The following is a 16,024-nucleotide window of genomic DNA, read 5'->3' on the forward strand; positions in this document are numbered from 1 at the left end:
TGACCGGGGTGCGGCACCTCTGGATCGCCCGGCACGCGTTCGCCAACGAGGACGAGTCCGGGCTGACCGGCGACGGTGAGCAGCAGGCCACGCTCCTCGGCGAGCGGCTCGCCGAGGTTCCGGTCACGGCGCTCTTCCACAGCCCGCTGCCCCGCGCGGTGCAGACCGCCGCGCTGGTCGCCAAGCACCTGCCGGACGTCCCGGCCGAGGCCGCCGACGAGCTGGACGACCGGTTCCCGACCCCGGCCAACTCGGCGGCCATGATCGAGCGGTTCACCGGCCCGGCGCCGGCCGAGACGCACCAGCTGGTGATCACGCACGCCTTCCAGGTGGCGTGGTTCGTCCGGGAGGCGCTGGAGGCGCCGGAGGACCGGTGGCGCGGCCTCAGTTCGTGCCACACCGGACTGACCCTGATCAGGTATTTCCCGGGGCAGAAACCGCGGTTGATCATGTTCAACGACGTGAGTCACCTGCCGCCGGCCCTGCAGTGGACCGGCTTCCCACCGGAGCTGCGGCCGTTCTAGCCGACCATCCTCGCTGCCGCGGCGCCGCCGGTTTCTCGCGGATCTTTTTCCGGTACGACCGGCAGCCCCGTGGCGGTCGGCTCGCGAGGCCCGGCCCACGCCCGACCGCGGCGCGTGTCGTGCGGGTCCGCCGGCCCACCGCGAGGCCCAGCCCGCACCCGACCGCGGCGCGAGCCGCGCGGGTCCGCCGGCCCACCGCGAGGCCCGGCCCGCGCCCGACCGCGGCGCGTGCCGCGCGGGTCCGTCGGCCTACCGCGAGGCCCGGCCCGCGCACGGCCGCGGCGCGTGTCGTGCGGATTTGTCGGCCTACGCGAGGCCCGGCCCGCGCACGGCCGCGGCGCGACTCACGGTCCCGGCTGGTTCTCACGGGTGTCTCAAGGCACTTGAGACACCCGTGAGAACCAGCCCGGGAGCGCCAGCGGCGGGATGGCGGGCGGTTCGCCGGCGCGCGGCTTCAGGTGGTCAGGGCTCGGACGGCGGCCTCCAGGTCGGTCAGGTCGGGGAGGACCACATGGGCGCCGGCGGCGAGCAGGTCGGCGGCCGGGGTGGCGCCGGTGGCGACCGCGATGGCGACCGCGTCGTTGGCCAGAGCGGCGGTCACGTCGTTCACCGTGTCGCCGATGACGACCGGGCGGAACGGCTCGGCATACTTCGCCTCGGCGCGCTCCCGGCAGCGGCGGACCAGGGTGGCGCGCACGCTGTCGTCGGTGCCGTAGCCACCCACCTCGGCGTCGAACGAGCCGGACAGGCCGAACGCCGCCACCTTCGCCGCGGCCACCGCCGGGACGTTGCCGGTGACCAGGGTCTGCACCACGTCCGGGCGGTCACCGAGGTGCTTGAGCACCTCGCGGACGCCGGGCATCAGCTCGCCCTGCTCGGCGAACTCGTGGCGGACCGACTCGACGATCGCCACGTACCGGGCGAAGAAGCGCTCCGGGGTGCAGTCGGTCACCCCGTGCGCGGCGAACACGCCCTGGCAGATGTCCAGGTCGGTGCGCCCGCCGAAGATCGGCGTGTCCCGCCAGGCGACCCCGGTCACCTCGGTGAACGCCGCCTTCCACGCCCGCGCCGCCACCCCGCCGCCGCGCAGCAGGGTGTAGTCGATGTCCCACATCACCAGGCGCCTCATGACTCGCCTAGCACCCGCTCGATGTGCTCGACCTTGGCGGTCAGCGCGCCGGTCACCCCGGGCCGGACGTCCGCCTTCAGCGAGAGGCTGACCCGCGGTGCGACCGCGGCGACCGCGTCCACGGCCTGCTTGACCACCGCCATCACCTCGTCCCACTCGCCCTCGACGGTGGTGAACATGGCATCGGTACGGTTCGGCAACCCGGAGGCGCGGACCACCCGGACGGCCTCGGCGACGGCGTCCCCGACCGAATCCCCGGCCCCGATCGGCGTGACAGAGAAGGCAACCAGCATGGGTCAATCTTCGCAGCGAGGCCGGCCGGCCGCGGCGCGCAGGGCGGTCCAGTCCCGCCGCATGCCGTCGATCAGCACCGGCAGGTCGGGAAAGCCGTCCGCGCCGGCCTGCACGGTGATCGCCAGCTCCCCGGCGTAGGAGAGCGCCACCACCGACAGGCCGACGTTGCCGGCCAGGTTCCCGACCGCGTACACGTGCCGGACCGGGGCGCCCAGGAGCCGGATCGGCGTGACCGGACCGGCCAGGTCACTCGCCATCATGGCGGTGCCGCGCTGCCGGCGGCTGAACCAGCCGATCAGACCGGTCCGGGCCATCGCCACCAGCAGCGCGGTGGCCGCGGTGACGGACTGCTCGCGCTTGGCCCGGGCGGTGCCCGCCGCCACGGCGCGCAGCCGGTCGGCCGGGTGCGCGGTGGCGACCGGGAGGCGGACCAGTAGGCCGCCGGTTCGGTTGCCGATCGGATGGTCGGCCGGGTGCGCGGTGGCGACTGGGAAGCGGACCGGCAGGCCGCCGGTTCGGTTGCCGATCGGATGGTCGGCCGGGTGCGCGGTGGCGACCGGGAGGCGGACCGGCAGGCCGCCGGTTCGGTTACCGGTCGGGCGGTCGGCCCGGCCGGGGCGCAACGAGACCGCGACCGAGCAGTTCAGCCAGAGCCGGTCGAGCGGTTCGTGGCGGGATCGCAGGAGGGCGCGGACACCGCCGGCGGCGAGCGCGAGGACCAGGTCGTTGATCGTGGCGTGGTGCCGGTGCGCGACGGTGCGTGCCTCGTCCAGGTCGAGGCTTAGCACGGCCAGACGGCGGCCGGGGGTCAGCGGCGCGGTGAGGGAGGTGCGCGGGGCTCGCCAGGCGGCGCGGACCATCCGCAGCCCGGCCATCGGCGAGCGGCTCCCGCCCCGCGACCACGCGGCGGTCTGCGGCGGCGCTATCCCGTGGACCGGCGATTGGTCGGCGGACGGGAGCACGGGGCGCACGCGTGTCCGGGATTGGTCAGTGAACGGGAGCAGCGGCCGCCCGGGTGTCCGGGATCGGTCAGTGAACGGGAGCAGAAGTCGCCCGCGCGTCCAGGACTGCGGGGTCGACCGGCGCAGTGCTTGCGCGGATGCCCGGAAGTGGTCGGTGATCTGGTGCGGTGGTCGCGCGGCAAGCCGGAGGCGGGCGGCGGTCTGGCGGAGTGCTCGCGCGGGAGCCAGGAAGTGGTCCGTGACCAGGTCGGACCAGCGAGGTGCCGGTTGGCGACGCTGCCGGAGGACCGGTGCGTCCGGGGTGTCGCCGAGCAGGGTGGTGAGCAGCCGGATGGTGGCCATGCCGTCCGCGATCACGTGGTGCAGCACGACCACGACGCCGACCCGCCCGCCGGGCAGGCCGGGCACCAGCCACATCCGCCACCGCGGCCGGGCCGGGTCCAGCACCGGACGGATGAGCCGCTCGGTGAGCCGGAGCAGGGACTCCTCGTCGCGGGGCTCCAGTAGTTCCGTGGCTCCCTCGTCGTGGGGCTCTGGCGGCTCCGCGACCTGCTCGTCGCGGGGCTTCGGCGGTTCCGCGACCTGCTCGTCGCGGGGCTCTGGCGGCTCCGCGACCTGCTCGTCGTGGGGCTTCGGCGGTTCCGCCACCTGATCGTCGCGGGGCTCGGGCAGCTCAGCGACATCGATGTGATCGGCGACCCGGAAGTTCGGCGCGTCCACCCAGATCGGGCGCCCGGCGAACGGGCCGGCGTCGCGGATCACCTGCCGGAGCCGGGGCACCCGGTCGAGACGCTCCCCGACCGTGGCGCGGATCTCGTCCAGCCGGAGCCGCCCCGCGGCGTCGGTCAGCGGCGCGCCGTCGACGACCGCGACGGCGGCCACGTGGATCGGGGTGTCCGGGCTCTCGGCGGCGAGGTTGATCAGATCCTCGGCGGTGAGCCGGGGAAATCGGCTCTCCATGGTCCCAGCATGCCGGTGCGGTCCGGGGCGGGGCAGAGGCGGAAGTCCCTGGTCGGGTAGATCTACAAAGTAGCAGTGACAGGGGCAAATCGGTATCGGGTGACGGGACGAGGGCGACCGGGGCGAGCGTCGCCTACCGTCGCCGGGTGACTTCGGAACTGAGGGATGCGTCGGCGGCGGGGACCTGGCGGCTCGGCGACCGGGTGGTCAACCGGATGGGATTCGGGACGATGCGGCTCACCGCCGACCCGGACACCTCGGAGGCGATCCGGGTGCTGCGCCGGGCCGTGGAGCTGGGCGTGGATCACTTCGACACGGCGGCGTTCTACTGCTCGCCGGGCGGGATCATCGACGGCGGGCCCGGTCCGGTGCGGCATGCGACCGAGTTGCTGGGGGCGGCGCTCGGGTCGTACCGGAAGCGGGTTTTGATCGCGACCAAAATCGGACCTCTGCGGATGCCGGACGGTCACTGGGGCGCGGCCGAGTCGCCGGCCTCGCTGCGCGGCCAGGTCGAGGAGAACCTGCGGCGGCTCGGGGTGGAGGCGCTGGATCTGGTCAATCTGCGGATCACCCGTAACGTGGCGGTCCCGCTGGCGGAGCGGTTCGGGGCGCTCGCCGAGATGCGCGCCGAAGGGTTGATCCGGCAGCTGGGCCTGTCCAACATCGGTCTGGCTGATCTGGACGAGGCGACCCGGATCGCGCCGGTGGCGTGCGTGCAGAACGCCTACTCGGTGGAGGTGCGCGGCGACGACGAACTGCTGCGGGTGTGCGGGGAGCGGGGGATCGCCTTCGTGCCGTTCTTCGCGATCGCGGGCGCGCGAAGAGAGTCCGGCGCGCGCACAGGGTCGGACGCGCGCGGAGAGTCGGGCGCGCGAAGAGAGTCGGGCACGCGGGCAGGGTCGGACGCGCGCGGAGAGTCGGGCGCGCGAGCAGAGTCGGGCGCGCGGGCGGGGTCGGACGCGCGCGGAGAGGCCGGCGGGGCGCGGGGGCGGGACGCGGCGGTGCGGCGGGTAGCCGAACGGCATGGGGTCACCGAGCATCAGGTGCGGCTGGCGTGGACGCTGCATCAGGGGCCGCACGTGCTGGCCATCCCCGGCACCGGCAAGGTCGGGCACCTGGAACAGAACGTCGCGGCCGCCGCCGTCCAGCTGACCGGAACCGATCTGGCCGAGCTCGCCTGAGGCCGCGGGTTCCCTCGCGGGTGTGATGGCCAGTTGAGTCGATCAATGCGCGCGACTAGTCTAGTCGTAGAGCAACCCCCAGCCGGGCGGGGTGCCTATCCTGAGGGGAGGTGCGGTGTGGGGGTGTCCATGGAAGCGAAGATCGAGAACGTGCAGCTCAACCTGGACGACGAGACTCTGATCGAGGCGGCCAAGATTCTCGGCACCAGGAATGCCGCCGACACGGTGAACGCCGCGCTGCGTGAGATCGTTGACATCCGCAAGCGGGTCGAGGCCATGGAGAAACTCGCCGAGATGGGCGCGCGCGGCGACTTCGACGAGTTCCTCGACAAAAGCACCTATCGGCGATGACCGCGCAGTTCCTGGTCGACACCAGCGCATACTTCCGGTTGGCGCGAGAGGTGGCGCTTCGGGATGCCTGGGGTGACTACCTACGGTCCGGCTTGTTCTCCATCTGCGAGCTGACCGAGTTGGAGATCTATTACACCGCTCGGTCCATGGATCATCGGCGGGAGTTGGGCTCCGTTGTCCGCGAGCGATACAAGTGGGCGCTCATGCCGGACGCGATCTACCACCGCGCGCTCGAGGTGCAGGAACTCCTCGCGCACAAGGGCGCGCATCGATCCGCAGGTGCCGTTGACCTCTTGGTTGCGGCGACGGCGGAATCTCTCGGGATGACGGTGCTGCACTACGACCGTGACTTCGAGCTGGTTGCCGGGGTGACGGGCCAGCCGACCCGATGGATTGCCAAGCCGGGCACGGTGGACTGACTTCTCGCGACCGGGGGCATGACGGGCGCCGACGGTGAGGATGGCGCCCGGCTCACGGCGTACCGGAAAGGGGTGGGCTCGCCTGGCGGGATGGGGTGGGTGTTGTGCAGGTCACGGGGGAGGGGGTTCTTAGGGTTGGGGCATGACTCGTGCCGGACTGCCGCGGCTGCTCGCCGAAACCCGTAGTGGTGTGCTGCTGTTCAGCGTGACGCCGCCGAAGCGGAGCACCGCCGAGGAGCGGATCAAGGAGATCGCCGAGGTCACGCTGGAGCGGATCGGCGGGCTCGACGTCGACGGGCTGATCCTCTACGACATCGACGACGAGTCGGACCGGAACCCGGAGGAGCGGCCGTTCCCGTTCCTGGCCACGCTCGACCCGGCGCGGTATTACGAGACGCACCTCGGGGCCTGGACCAAGCCGGTGATCATCTACCGCTGCGTCGGGAAGTACGCCGAGGACGAGCTGCGGGACTGGATGCGCGAGGCCGACCCGGAGCGGGTGCTGAGCGTCTTCGTCGGGGCGTCGTCCGGCGGCAAGGCGGTCCACACCGGTCTGCGCCGGGCTCAGGAGCTGCGCGCCGAGGTGCGCCCGGAGCTGCCGCTGGGCGCCGTGGTGATCGGCGAGCGGCGCGAGGAGCACCTGCGCATGCTGGCCAAGCAGGAGCGGGGCGCGAGCTTCTTCATCTCGCAGGTGATCTACCACGTCAACGAGACGAAGAACCTGATCTCCGACTACTACTACGAGTGCCGGGCGCGGGGGGTCCCGCCCCGGACGGTGATCTTCACGTTGTCGCTGTGCGGCTCACTCAAGACCCTGGAGTTCCTGCGCTGGCTCGGCGTCGACGTGCCCCGCTGGCTGGAGAACTCGCTGCGGCACACCGCCGACCCGCTCGCCGAGTCGTACAAGCACTGCCTCGACATCGCCCGTGACCTGCGCGATTTCTGCGAGCACCTGGGCGTGCCCTACGGCTTCAACGTGGAGAGCGTGTCGATCCGCAAGGCCGAGATCGAGGCCACCACCCGGCTCGCCGCGGACGTGGCGGCGCTGCTCGGCCGTCAGGGAGCAGCTTCGTCAGCGGAGTGAGCCCGGCCCGGCCCGGGCTGTCGGGACAGCTCCGGGCCGGGGGAGTGCGGGTCAGTGGGCGGCGCAGCAGGGGGTCGGGTCGCGGCGTTCGAAGGGGACCAGGCGGTCGCCGGCGGCCGGGGTGGTGACCAGGACCAGTTCGCCGGAGCGGAACTGGGGGCGGACGAAGTCGCCGGTGTCCACGATCGTGGCCGGGTCGGCCGGGCCGCTGCCCAGCACCTCCACCCGGGCGATCGAGCTGCGCTGCAGGATCTCGCTCACGGTCAGCGACCCGGTCAGCCGGGTACTGCCCGGGAAGAGGACGGCGCGGCCGGCCAGGCCGGTCTCCGCCGCCTCCGCCGCCACCCGCAACTCCGGGGCGGTGTCGAAGGCCGCCGGGGTGAGCAGGCTGATCGCCACGTGCGGGAACGGGACCGGCACCAGGTGGGTGCAGGCCAGCACCGGGCTCGGCGCCAGCTGCTGGATCCAGTGGTCGGCCTCGGCCAGCGTCCGGTGCCCCAGACTGACCCCGACGATGCGAGCGGTGCCGCCGCCCTGCGAGACCGAGGCGCGGCCCGCCGCCTGCGAGACCGAGACCGAGGCGGGGCCGCCGCCGGGGACGGCGGCGGCACTCAGGGACTGCGTCATCGGGGCAGGACCCAGATGGGGTTGGTGTAGAACCACAGGTCACCCCACGGGTCGGCGTCGCCGGCCACGTCCAGCTTCGGCCCGTACGGGTCGACCCCGGCCCCCATCAGCCCGGGCTGGGTCCGGTTCCCGTCGGTGCCCCGCACCCGGACGTAGAACGGCTTGTCCAGCCGGCCCAGGTCGAAGCTGACCGACACCGTCCCGCTGGTCCGGCTGATCTCGAAGGACTTGACCACCCGGGTGTCCGGGGCGGTGAAGGCGTCCTTGTTCGCCACCGGCCCGGTGACCGTGCCGACGATCACGTCCACCCGCTTGAGCCGCGGGATGAAGGTCGCCCAGTTCGGCGTGTCCTGCAGGTCGATGTCCAGGGTCAGCTCGGTGGAGGTGCCCCGCTTGACCTGGAGCACGCCACCGAGCGGGGTGCCGGTGTGCCGGCGCCGGTCGCCGGTCTGCCGGACCCGGGCGTCCAGCCCCTTGATCAGGCGGCCGTGGTCGACCCAGACCCGTCCGGCGCGCAGCCCGTCCATCACCGCGCGGTACGAGAACGAGGTCGAGCCGACGTTGGTCCGCCCGTAGTAGCCGGGCCAGAAGTCACCGGCCGTGGTCAGCGTCTTGCAGGTGTAGACCGGGTCGTCGTACTTGCCGTTCGCCTCGAAGTCGCTGCCCGGCCCGCGGTCGGACTGGTCCAGGTAGACCACGTGCGAGTCCGAGTTCACCGTGATCCACCAGGCCTTGCCCTCGGCGAGCAGGCTGTCCCACAGGCCGCCGACCGTGGCGGTCATCCAGTCGAAGCCACCCCAGGTGCGGTAGCTCTCCAGCGGGTAGCCGGGGAACGACGCGGCCGACGGGTTGTTGTCGTAGTAGCCGCGGGCGCCGCCCCGGCCGTTCGGCGCCGGGATGCCGGCCGCCTGGTGGCCGGGCGCGCCCTCGAAGCCGATCGCGACGCTCGGGTCGGCGTCCCGCCAGTTGCGGATCTCGTGCGGCGAGTCGATGCCGCGCCGGGCCGGGTGGTTGGCCAGGAACAGTGCGCCGTCCACCTTGCGCGCCTTGACCTGCTCGCCGAGGAACCGGATGCCCTCGATGGCGAGCGCCTCGTTCTGCGCGGCGGTGTTGGTGGCCGGCAGCAGCGAGCCGTCGTACGCGTTCTCGAACCGCTTGAGGACGTCCACCTCGTGCTTGCCCGGGTGCACGAACACGGTCGCGTGCTCGGCGCCCGGGATGTTCCACTCCAGACCCTGGAAGGTCAGGAGGTCCCGGATCTCGGAGCGGGTCTTGACGATGTCCGGGTTCACCTTGTCCACGCCGATCTTGGCGTGGGTGGCGCTGCCGTGGTCGGTGATGACCAGCCAGTCCAGCCCGTAGGCGTGCCCGTGCTTGGCCTGGTCGAGCACCCGGTACTGGGCGTCCGAGCTGTACTGGGTGTGGATGTGGTGGTCCCCGGCGAGCCAGGAGAACCCGCCCTTCGCCGAGCCGCCCCCGACGTGGTCGTGGGTGTGCGGGAGGCCGGCGGCGGCCGCGGCGCCGGGCCGGGCGAGCACCGACGCGGCCGCCGCGCCGGCGCCGAGCAGGCCCGCACCGCGCAGGAAGTGACGACGGGAGTTGTCGGCGGGGGAGAGTTCGCTGTCCGGGATGCTCAGATCGAGCGCTTCGGGAACGTCGTTCCCGCTCGTCGTCGCCTCAACAAAATGATCGTGGCCGTGACCCATGAGGTGCAATCTCGCGACCGCAGGACAACGTCCACTGTCGAACCGATGACGCCGCGACGAACAGGTCTCAACCGATGATCGGCCGGAACAGACCGAAAGTGATCGTGGCGGCCAGGATCGTCGCGGAGAGCAGCAGCGAGATCACCACCAGCGCGGCGTCGGCCCGGGTGAAGCGCTGCACCCGGGCGAAGGTCCGCGGCGTCGCCGAGTCGAACCCCCGGGCGTCCATCGCCACCGCCAGCCGCACCCCGCGCCGCAGCGCGCCGACCAGCAGCGCGAACCCGGTCGAGGCGAACACCGCCGGGTTGCGCCCGGCGTCGATCCCGCGCGCCCGCCGGGCCAGGTTCAACATCCGCCACTCCTGGCCGAGCAGCGGCAACAGCCGGAACGCGGCGAGCGCCCCGATCGCGAACCGGGCCGGCGCCTTGGCGTTTTGCACCAGCGCGTCGGCCAGGTCGGTCGGATCGGTGGTGGCGAACACCACGATCCCGGGCAGCGCCACCGCGAAGATCCGCAGGATCAGGCCGGCCGCGGCGGCCAGCACCCCGGTGGTGACGTCCACCGGCCCGAGCGAGAGGAGCAGCGCGCCATCCCGGTCGGCGGCGAACAGCAGCATGCTGACCAGCACCCCGAACGCCGCCACCAGCAGCGGCCAGGCCCGCCGGGCGAGCATCCCGGCGCGCACCCCGAAGAACGGCAGCGCGGCCAGCTCGACCAGCAGCGCCACCCCGGGCGTGACCGGGTCCAGCGTCACCACCAGCGGCAGGGTGAAGAGCAACGCGGCGCCCAGCTTGGCGACCGGATTGCGGCGCGCCAGCGGCGCGTTCGCATCCGCGACCGGCTCCAGGATCAGGCTCACTCCGGGCCGCCGAGGGTCACGGTCACATCGGCTACGGTACGCACGAAGTCCTCGTCATGGGTGACCGCCACGATCCCGTGCCCCTCGTCGCGCAGCTCACCGACCAGCGCGACCAGCTCCCGCCAGGTCCGCCGGTCCTGGCCGAACGTCGGCTCGTCGAGCACCAGCAAGCGCGGCGCGGTGGCCAGCGCGGTCGCCACACTCAGCCGCCGGGCCTCGCCGCCGGAGAGCGTGTACGGGTTGGCCGCCGCCAGCTTCTCCAGCCGCAGCCGGTGCAGCAGCTCGTCGACCGTCCGCCGGATCTCGTCGGCCGGCCGGCCCAGCCGGCGCGGGCCGAGGGCCAGCTCGTCGGCGACCCGGCCGGTGACGAACTGGTGTTCCGGGTTCTGGAAGACCGAGCCGATCCGCTGGGTCAGCGTGGCAGCCCGCCACCGGTGCGGCGGGCGCTTGTCGCCGAACCCGGTGATCCGCCCGCCGCCCGGCGCGAGCAGGCCGCCGAGCAGCAGCGCCAAGGTGGACTTGCCGGCGCCGTTGGGGCCGGTCACCGCCAGCACCTGGCCGGCCCGCGCGGTCAGCGACACCTCGGGGAGCCGGCCCGGGACGGTGACCCGCTCGGCACACACCAGCTCGTCGGCAGCGGAGGGGCGTACCGAAGGAGCCGGTCTGCCGACGGCCCGGCCCGGCACCCAGACGCCCTCGCCGGCGAGCTCGTCGCCGTGGGCCGCGAACACCGACTCGGGCGTGCCGTCGGCCCGCACCCCACCCCCCGGCGCCAGCACGACCACCCGGTCCACCAGCGGCAACGCCTCGGCCACCCGGTGCTCCACGATGATCAGCGTGGTGTCCGTGCCGGCGGTCCGGCCGATCGCGTCGCGGATCAGCGCGGCGCCGGCCGGGTCCAGGTTGGCGGTCGGCTCGTCGAGCAGCAGCAGACCGGGCCGCAGCGCGATCACCCCGGCGAGCGCCAGGCGCTGCGCCTCGCCGCCGGAGAGCGCATGGGTGGGGCGATCGTTCCGGTACGGGAAACCGACCCGGGTGAGAGCGTCGGCGACCCGGGGCCAGATGCCGGCCGCGGGCACTCCCCGATTCTCCAGGCCGAAGGCCACGTCGTCGCCGGAGCGGGCCATCACCAGCTGGGTCTGCGGATCCTGGAACAGGATGCCGACCCGGTCCCGGGCCTTGCGCGGCTCCAGCCCGTCGATCTCGATGCTGCCCTCGGCCTCGCCGGAGTCCTCCGGCAGCAGCCCGGCCAGCGCGGCCAGCAGGGTGCTCTTGCCGGCCCCGGAGGGACCCAGCAGGAGCACCCGCTCGCCACGCCGCACGTGCAGGTCCAGCCCGCGCACCGCCCAGGCGCGACGGCCCGCGTGCCGCCATCCGAACCCGCGCAGCAGAACCTCGGACATGAACTAGATCAGTGCCCGTTCCCGGCCGGCGGCGAACCGGTCGAGGACGCCGGTCGGGGCCAGCGCCCGGACCACCAGCCAGGCGCCGGCGCCGGCGACGACCGCGGCGCTGGCCACGGTGATCAGCGCGTACGGCACCCGGTAGCTCCACAGGGCGTAGTCGTAGGTCCAGACGAACCAGTCGAAGACCGCGGCGACCACGCCGGCCAGGGCGCCGGAGAGGACGCTGACCGGCAGGTTGAAGACCCGGTAGCGGAACATCGCGAAGGCCAGCTCGGCGCCGAGGCCCTGGACGGCGCCCTGGATGATCACCGTGGCGCCCCACTTGTTGCCGAGCAGCGCCGAGATGATCGCGGCGACGGTCTCGGTGAAGAACGCGGCGCCCGGCTTCCGGATGATCAGCCCGCTCAGCACGGCCGGCAGGAACCACATGCCGTAGAGCACCGACTGGGCCGGCGGGAAGAACAGGAACGCGTTCTCGGTGGCGGCCCAGACCGCGTCCCAGGCCCAGAAGATCACGCCGAACGCGACGGCGATGACCGAGGCGATCACGATGTCTATCGTGCGCCACTTGGTGGGGTTGTCCGTTTTCATGTACGCCTCCCAGCGTGTATGCACCGGGAGGAGACGCACGCCATGCGTGAACATGGCGCGGCTGGAGAAGACCGAACTTCCTGCGCTGGCATTACCCAGATCAGGTGCGAGGGTCTGCGGCCAGGCCGCACTCTCAGCGCTGTGCGCTCCCCTGTCGGATCGAATCCCGTCCGCGACGCGCTGTCCGCGCGATCCCGGCCGAGCTTCGTTGGATGTGCTTCGATGACGCTAACACCGGCGCATCGGTCCAGCACAGCGAGGGAGTGATCACATGCAGGTCAAGGCTCGCGGCCTGACGTTCGAGGTGACCGAAGGGGGTCCCGAGGACGGGCAGCCGGTGCTGCTGCTGCACGGTTTCCCGCAGGACCGCCGCGAGTTCGATCTCCTGCTGCCCCGGCTGCACGCGGCCGGCCTGCGCACCTACGCGATGGACCAGCGCGGCTACTCGCCCGGCGCCCGCCCGTCCGGCGCCGGCTCCTACCGGATCGGCGAGGCGGTGGCCGACGTGCTCGGCGTGCTGGACAGCCTCGGCATCGAGTCGGCGCACCTGGTCGGGCACGACTGGGGCGCCCAGGTGGCCTGGCTGGTGGCCGGCCGGCACCCGGAGCGGGTGCGGACGCTGACCGCGGTCTCGGTGCCGCACCCGCGGGCCATGATGCTGGCCCTGCGGGTCCGGCCGAGCCAGCAGGCCCGGCTGGCGTACTTCCAGCTGTTCCGCAGCCCGGTGGCGGAGAAGCTGCTGCTCGGCGGCGGCGCGCTGGTGCTGCGCCGGATGTTCGGCCCGATCGGGCCGCGCGCCGACCTCTACGTCAAGGCGATGCGCGAGCCGGGCCGGCTGACCGGCGGGCTGAACTGGTACCGCGCGTTCCGCACCGCGGACGTCGCCGACCTGGGCGAGATCACCGTGCCGACCACGTTCGTCTGGAGCGACCGGGACGGCGTGGTCGGGCTGACCGCCGTGCTGCGCACCGCCGACTGGGTGAGCGCCGACTATCAGCTGGTCGCGATCCGCGGGGTCAGTCACTGGGTGCCCGAGCAGGCGCCGGCCGAGCTGGCCGACGCGGTGCTGGCGCGGATCGGCGTTTGACCATGGCCGGGACGGGGAATGGCGGAGCACCATGGCCCCCTCGTCGAAGGAAACCGAAAAACAGCGTTGGGACCGGAACTTCGCGGACCTGTTGCAGGAGCTGCGGGTCGCTCAGACCGGCGTGCAGATCCTCTTCGCCTTCCTGCTGACCCTGCCGTTCTCCAGTGGCTTCCCCAAGGCCACCGCGTTCCAGAAGGACGTCTACATGGTGGCGCTGATCAGCGCCGCCTTCGCGACCGCGCTGATCATCTCGCCGGTGGCGTTCCACCGCGCCCTGTTCCGGCAGGGCCGCAAACCGGAGCTGGTCCGCTACTCGCACCGGATGGCCACCGGCGGGCTGGCCTGCATGCTGGTGTCGATGGTCAGCAGCGTCCTGCTGATCACCGACTACGTGCTGCACGCCCGCTGGGCGGTGATCCTGACCGTGGTGGCGGCCGGCTGGTTCCTGACCTTCTGGGCGATCCTGCCGATCACCCACCGCAACTGGGGCGAGGACGAGGACAAGGACGGTTTCGTCCTGGACGACACCCCGGCCGCGGTCAGCTCCGGGACGGGCGCAGACCGAGACGCCTGAGTTCCAGCTCGGCCAGCGCGTCCACGGCGGCCGCGTCGCCGTTGCGCCAGCTCTGCGCGATGTCCGGACCCAGCCGGGTCAGCTCGCCGAGCGGCCGGGAGGCCAGCGCCCGCAGCGCCAGCAGATCCCGGCCGGCCGGTTCGTCGCGGACCGCGGCGGCCACCGAGGCGCGCCGGATCCAGCGCAGCCGCAGCGGCAGCCAGAGGAAGAGCACCAGGGCGAGCGGCACCGCGATCGCCATCAGCGGCAGGATCAGCGCCAGCTTGTCGACCAGTTCCTGCTGCTGGTGGCCGGCCTCGGCGATCGACCGGGCGGCGTCGGCCGCCCCGGTGAACGGCTTGGTGAGCTGGTCGCCGACCACCGGCACCCGGCCCACCTTGCCGCCGGCGTCGGCCAGGTTGTCGGCGATTCCGCTGCCCGCGCTCTCCAGCTTCGCGCCGGGCACGGCCAGCTTCTCCACCAGGTCGTGGATCCCGAGGGCGACCCGGACCCACAGGTAGATCCAGAGGACGACGAGCAGGTCGGTGATCAGTTGGCGGGAGGCCAGGGGGACGCGGTCCGCATAGAGCTTCACAAGCGGAAGCCTCGCACCCGGGCCGGATCCGCGCATCCGGGCCCACTCAGGGATTACTCAGCCGTGCCGGCGTGCTCGCGGCGGGCGGCCGCGGACGATCATCCGGCCTTCGCGGCGCACTCCGGGCAGGTGCCGAAGATCTCCAGGGTGTGCGCGACGTCGACGAAGCCGTGCTCGCCGGCCACCTTGTCGGCCCACGACTCGACCGCCGGGCCGAGCACCTCGACGGTCCGCCCGCAGGACCGGCAGACCAGGTGGTGGTGATGCCCCTGGCTGCACCGCCGGTAGAGGTGCTCGCCGCCGGGCGGGCGCATCACGTCCACCTCGCCGGCGTCGGCCAGCCCCTGCAGCGTGCGGTAGACGGTGGTCAGGCCGACCCGCTCGCCCCGGCCGCGCAGCATCGCGTGCAGGTCCTGCGCGCTCTGGAAACCCTCGGCCTCGGCGAGCGCCTCACGCACCGCGCTCCGCTGCTTGGTGTTGCGCTGCGCACTACTTTCCGGGTTCACGATCGGTTCTCCCTCGCATGGCTGACGGCATCCGCCACGATGTGCGCGACGTGTTCGTCCACCAGGGAGTATGCGATCTCTCGGCCGCGCCGGACACCCCGCACCACGCCGGCCCCGCGCAACACCCGCAGGTGCTGCGAGACCAGCGGCTGCGCGGCGCCGAGCCGTTCCACCAGATCGTGCACACAGCGCTCGCCCGAACCCAGCTCGGCGACGATGGCGATCCGGATCGGCGCGGACAACGCCCGCAACAGCGCGCCCGCGGATTCGTACGCTTCGTAACCGGTGGCCGTCATGGTGCCGACCACCGTACCGTGCGGCCCCGGTCAGGCATGGATCACGACGTCCGGGGGCTCGACCTGGGCCGGCGTGGCGGCCCGGCGCCGGCGCTGCCAGAGCGCGCCGGCCGCGGTGGTGATCAGGAAGGCGGCCAGGGCCAGCAGCACCGTGGTGGCGCCGGGCGCGGTGTCGATCTGCCCGGAGAGCACCACGCCGGCGCCGGCCGCGCAGATCCCGATCAGCATGGCCACCGCCATGGTCGACCGGAACCCGCGGGTGACCTGCTGGGCGGCCGCCACCGGGACCACCATCAGCGCGGAGACCAGCAGCAGCCCGACGGTGCGCATGGCGATCGTCACGGTGACCGCGGTGGTCACCGCGAGCAGCAGGTTGAGGGTGCGCACCGGCAGGCCGCTGACCCGGGCGTACTCCTCGTCGTTGCAGAGCGCGAAGAGCGCCGGGCGGAACAGCAGCATGGCGACCAGCACGGCCACGCCCAGCCCGGCGATCACCGCGATGTCCTGCGGCGATGTGGTGATCAGCGAGCCGAACAGGTACTGCATCAGGCTGGCGTTGCTGCTGTCGTCGGAGAGCCCGACCAGCACCACGCCGCCCGCGATGCCGCCGTAGAAGAGCAGTGCCAGGGCCAGGTCGCCGGAGGTGCGGCCGCGCTCGCGGACCAGCTCGACGGCGACCGCGCCGGCCACCGACACCAGCACCGCGGTGAGCACCGGCGACTGGTGGGTGAGCAGGCCGACGCCGACGCCGGTGAGCGCCACGTGCCCGATGCCGTCGCCGATCAGCGACAGCCGCCGCTGCACCAGATAGATCCCGAGGGCCGGCGCGGCCAGCCCGATGATCAGCGCGCCGGCCAGGGCCCGGAGCATGAAGGGATAGGTCAGAAGATCCAT

At 72.8% G+C, this 16,024-nt stretch carries 19 protein-coding genes and 1 riboswitch; of the genes, 7 read left to right on the forward strand and 12 right to left on the reverse strand.

Annotated elements, in window-relative coordinates:
• Positions 1-8: 8 nt before the first annotated feature.
• Entirely contained in the window at positions 9-524 is a 516-nt protein-coding gene (locus BJY16_RS14800) for a histidine phosphatase family protein (RefSeq protein WP_239176488.1), read from the forward strand.
• A 454-nt stretch (positions 525-978) separates the two neighbouring features.
• Here BJY16_RS14800 and BJY16_RS14805 read toward each other — a convergent pair whose 3' ends face one another.
• Genes BJY16_RS14805 through BJY16_RS14815 form a run of 3 tightly spaced genes read right to left on the reverse strand, consistent with a single transcriptional unit; the run spans position 979 to position 3,869 of the window.
• Positions 979-1,653, reverse strand: coding sequence for an HAD family hydrolase (locus BJY16_RS14805; protein WP_239176490.1), 675 nt, complete (start codon positions 1,651-1,653; stop codon positions 979-981).
• Positions 1,650-1,946: an MTH1187 family thiamine-binding protein gene (locus BJY16_RS14810; protein WP_185040012.1), complete on the reverse strand. Its 297-nt coding sequence runs from the start codon at positions 1,944-1,946 to the stop codon at positions 1,650-1,652. The genes BJY16_RS14805 and BJY16_RS14810 overlap by 4 nt, the downstream gene beginning before the upstream one ends.
• Before the next feature lie 3 nt (positions 1,947-1,949).
• The gene (locus BJY16_RS14815) at positions 1,950-3,869 is read right to left on the reverse strand and encodes a wax ester/triacylglycerol synthase domain-containing protein (RefSeq protein ID WP_185040013.1); all 1,920 of its coding nucleotides are present in this window, start codon (positions 3,867-3,869) and stop codon (positions 1,950-1,952) included.
• Positions 3,870-4,084: 215 nt separating this feature from the next.
• Here BJY16_RS14815 and BJY16_RS14820 point away from each other — a divergent pair, with 215 nt between their 5' ends.
• From BJY16_RS14820 to BJY16_RS14835, 4 genes are all read left to right on the forward strand, one after another.
• Entirely contained in the window at positions 4,085-5,050 is a 966-nt protein-coding gene (locus tag BJY16_RS14820; RefSeq protein WP_260418629.1) for an aldo/keto reductase, read from the forward strand.
• Positions 5,051-5,179: 129 nt separating this feature from the next.
• On the forward strand, positions 5,180-5,401 hold the full coding sequence (locus tag BJY16_RS14825) for a type II toxin-antitoxin system VapB family antitoxin (protein WP_203758779.1): 222 nt from the start codon (positions 5,180-5,182) through the stop codon (positions 5,399-5,401).
• Complete coding sequence (locus tag BJY16_RS14830) at positions 5,398-5,820, forward strand: PIN domain nuclease (protein WP_185040015.1); 423 nt, start codon at positions 5,398-5,400, stop codon at positions 5,818-5,820. The genes BJY16_RS14825 and BJY16_RS14830 overlap by 4 nt, the downstream gene beginning before the upstream one ends.
• Positions 5,821-5,962: 142 nt before the next feature.
• Positions 5,963-6,904: a methylenetetrahydrofolate reductase gene (locus BJY16_RS14835; protein ID WP_185040016.1), complete on the forward strand. Its 942-nt coding sequence runs from the start codon at positions 5,963-5,965 to the stop codon at positions 6,902-6,904.
• 51 nt (positions 6,905-6,955) lie between these two features.
• On the opposite strand, the gene BJY16_RS14840 is transcribed toward BJY16_RS14835, so the two are convergent.
• The 5 genes from BJY16_RS14840 to BJY16_RS14860 all read right to left on the reverse strand — a co-directional run bounded on the left by BJY16_RS14840 (position 6,956) and on the right by BJY16_RS14860 (position 12,093).
• Positions 6,956-7,531 carry a hypothetical protein gene (locus tag BJY16_RS14840; RefSeq protein WP_239176492.1) on the reverse strand — a complete coding sequence of 192 codons (576 nt, stop codon included), beginning with the start codon at positions 7,529-7,531 and terminating at the stop codon, positions 6,956-6,958.
• Entirely contained in the window at positions 7,528-9,237 is a 1,710-nt protein-coding gene (locus tag BJY16_RS14845; protein ID WP_185040017.1) for a CehA/McbA family metallohydrolase domain-containing protein, read from the reverse strand. Before BJY16_RS14845 ends, BJY16_RS14840 begins: the two co-directional genes overlap by 4 nt.
• Before the next feature lie 67 nt (positions 9,238-9,304).
• The gene (locus BJY16_RS14850) at positions 9,305-10,096 is read right to left on the reverse strand and encodes an energy-coupling factor transporter transmembrane component T family protein (RefSeq protein ID WP_185040018.1); all 792 of its coding nucleotides are present in this window, start codon (positions 10,094-10,096) and stop codon (positions 9,305-9,307) included.
• Entirely contained in the window at positions 10,093-11,499 is a 1,407-nt protein-coding gene (locus BJY16_RS14855; RefSeq protein WP_185040019.1) for an ABC transporter ATP-binding protein, read from the reverse strand. The genes BJY16_RS14850 and BJY16_RS14855 overlap by 4 nt, the downstream gene beginning before the upstream one ends.
• A gap of 3 nt (positions 11,500-11,502) precedes the next feature.
• The gene (locus tag BJY16_RS14860) at positions 11,503-12,093 is read right to left on the reverse strand and encodes an ECF transporter S component (protein WP_185040020.1); all 591 of its coding nucleotides are present in this window, start codon (positions 12,091-12,093) and stop codon (positions 11,503-11,505) included.
• 59 nt (positions 12,094-12,152) lie between these two features.
• Positions 12,153-12,256, reverse strand: a riboswitch (TPP riboswitch).
• A gap of 108 nt (positions 12,257-12,364) precedes the next feature.
• On the opposite strand from BJY16_RS14860, the gene BJY16_RS14865 reads away from it, so the two are divergent.
• Positions 12,365-13,180: an alpha/beta fold hydrolase gene (locus BJY16_RS14865; RefSeq protein ID WP_185040021.1), complete on the forward strand. Its 816-nt coding sequence runs from the start codon at positions 12,365-12,367 to the stop codon at positions 13,178-13,180.
• 31 nt (positions 13,181-13,211) lie between these two features.
• On the forward strand, positions 13,212-13,754 hold the full coding sequence (locus BJY16_RS14870) for a DUF6328 family protein (RefSeq protein WP_185040022.1): 543 nt from the start codon (positions 13,212-13,214) through the stop codon (positions 13,752-13,754).
• Here BJY16_RS14870 and BJY16_RS14875 read toward each other — a convergent pair.
• The 4 genes from BJY16_RS14875 to BJY16_RS14890 all read right to left on the reverse strand — a co-directional run bounded on the left by BJY16_RS14875 (position 13,720) and on the right by BJY16_RS14890 (position 16,024).
• The gene (locus BJY16_RS14875) at positions 13,720-14,328 is read right to left on the reverse strand and encodes a hypothetical protein (protein WP_185040023.1); all 609 of its coding nucleotides are present in this window, start codon (positions 14,326-14,328) and stop codon (positions 13,720-13,722) included. The two genes, BJY16_RS14870 and BJY16_RS14875, sit on opposite strands and share 35 nt — an antisense overlap.
• Before the next feature lie 98 nt (positions 14,329-14,426).
• Positions 14,427-14,834 (reverse strand): Fur family transcriptional regulator, encoded by a 408-nt coding sequence (locus tag BJY16_RS14880; protein WP_185040024.1) that lies wholly within the window; start codon positions 14,832-14,834, stop codon positions 14,427-14,429.
• Positions 14,831-15,130 (reverse strand): ArsR/SmtB family transcription factor, encoded by a 300-nt coding sequence (locus BJY16_RS14885; RefSeq protein WP_185040025.1) that lies wholly within the window; start codon positions 15,128-15,130, stop codon positions 14,831-14,833. The genes BJY16_RS14880 and BJY16_RS14885 overlap by 4 nt, the downstream gene beginning before the upstream one ends.
• Positions 15,131-15,160: 30 nt before the next feature.
• Positions 15,161-16,024: a metal ABC transporter permease gene (locus tag BJY16_RS14890; protein ID WP_185040026.1), complete on the reverse strand. Its 864-nt coding sequence runs from the start codon at positions 16,022-16,024 to the stop codon at positions 15,161-15,163.

The organism is Actinoplanes octamycinicus (assembly GCF_014205225.1).
In the GTDB taxonomy this organism is placed as follows: Bacteria; Actinomycetota; Actinomycetes; order Mycobacteriales; family Micromonosporaceae; genus Actinoplanes; species Actinoplanes octamycinicus.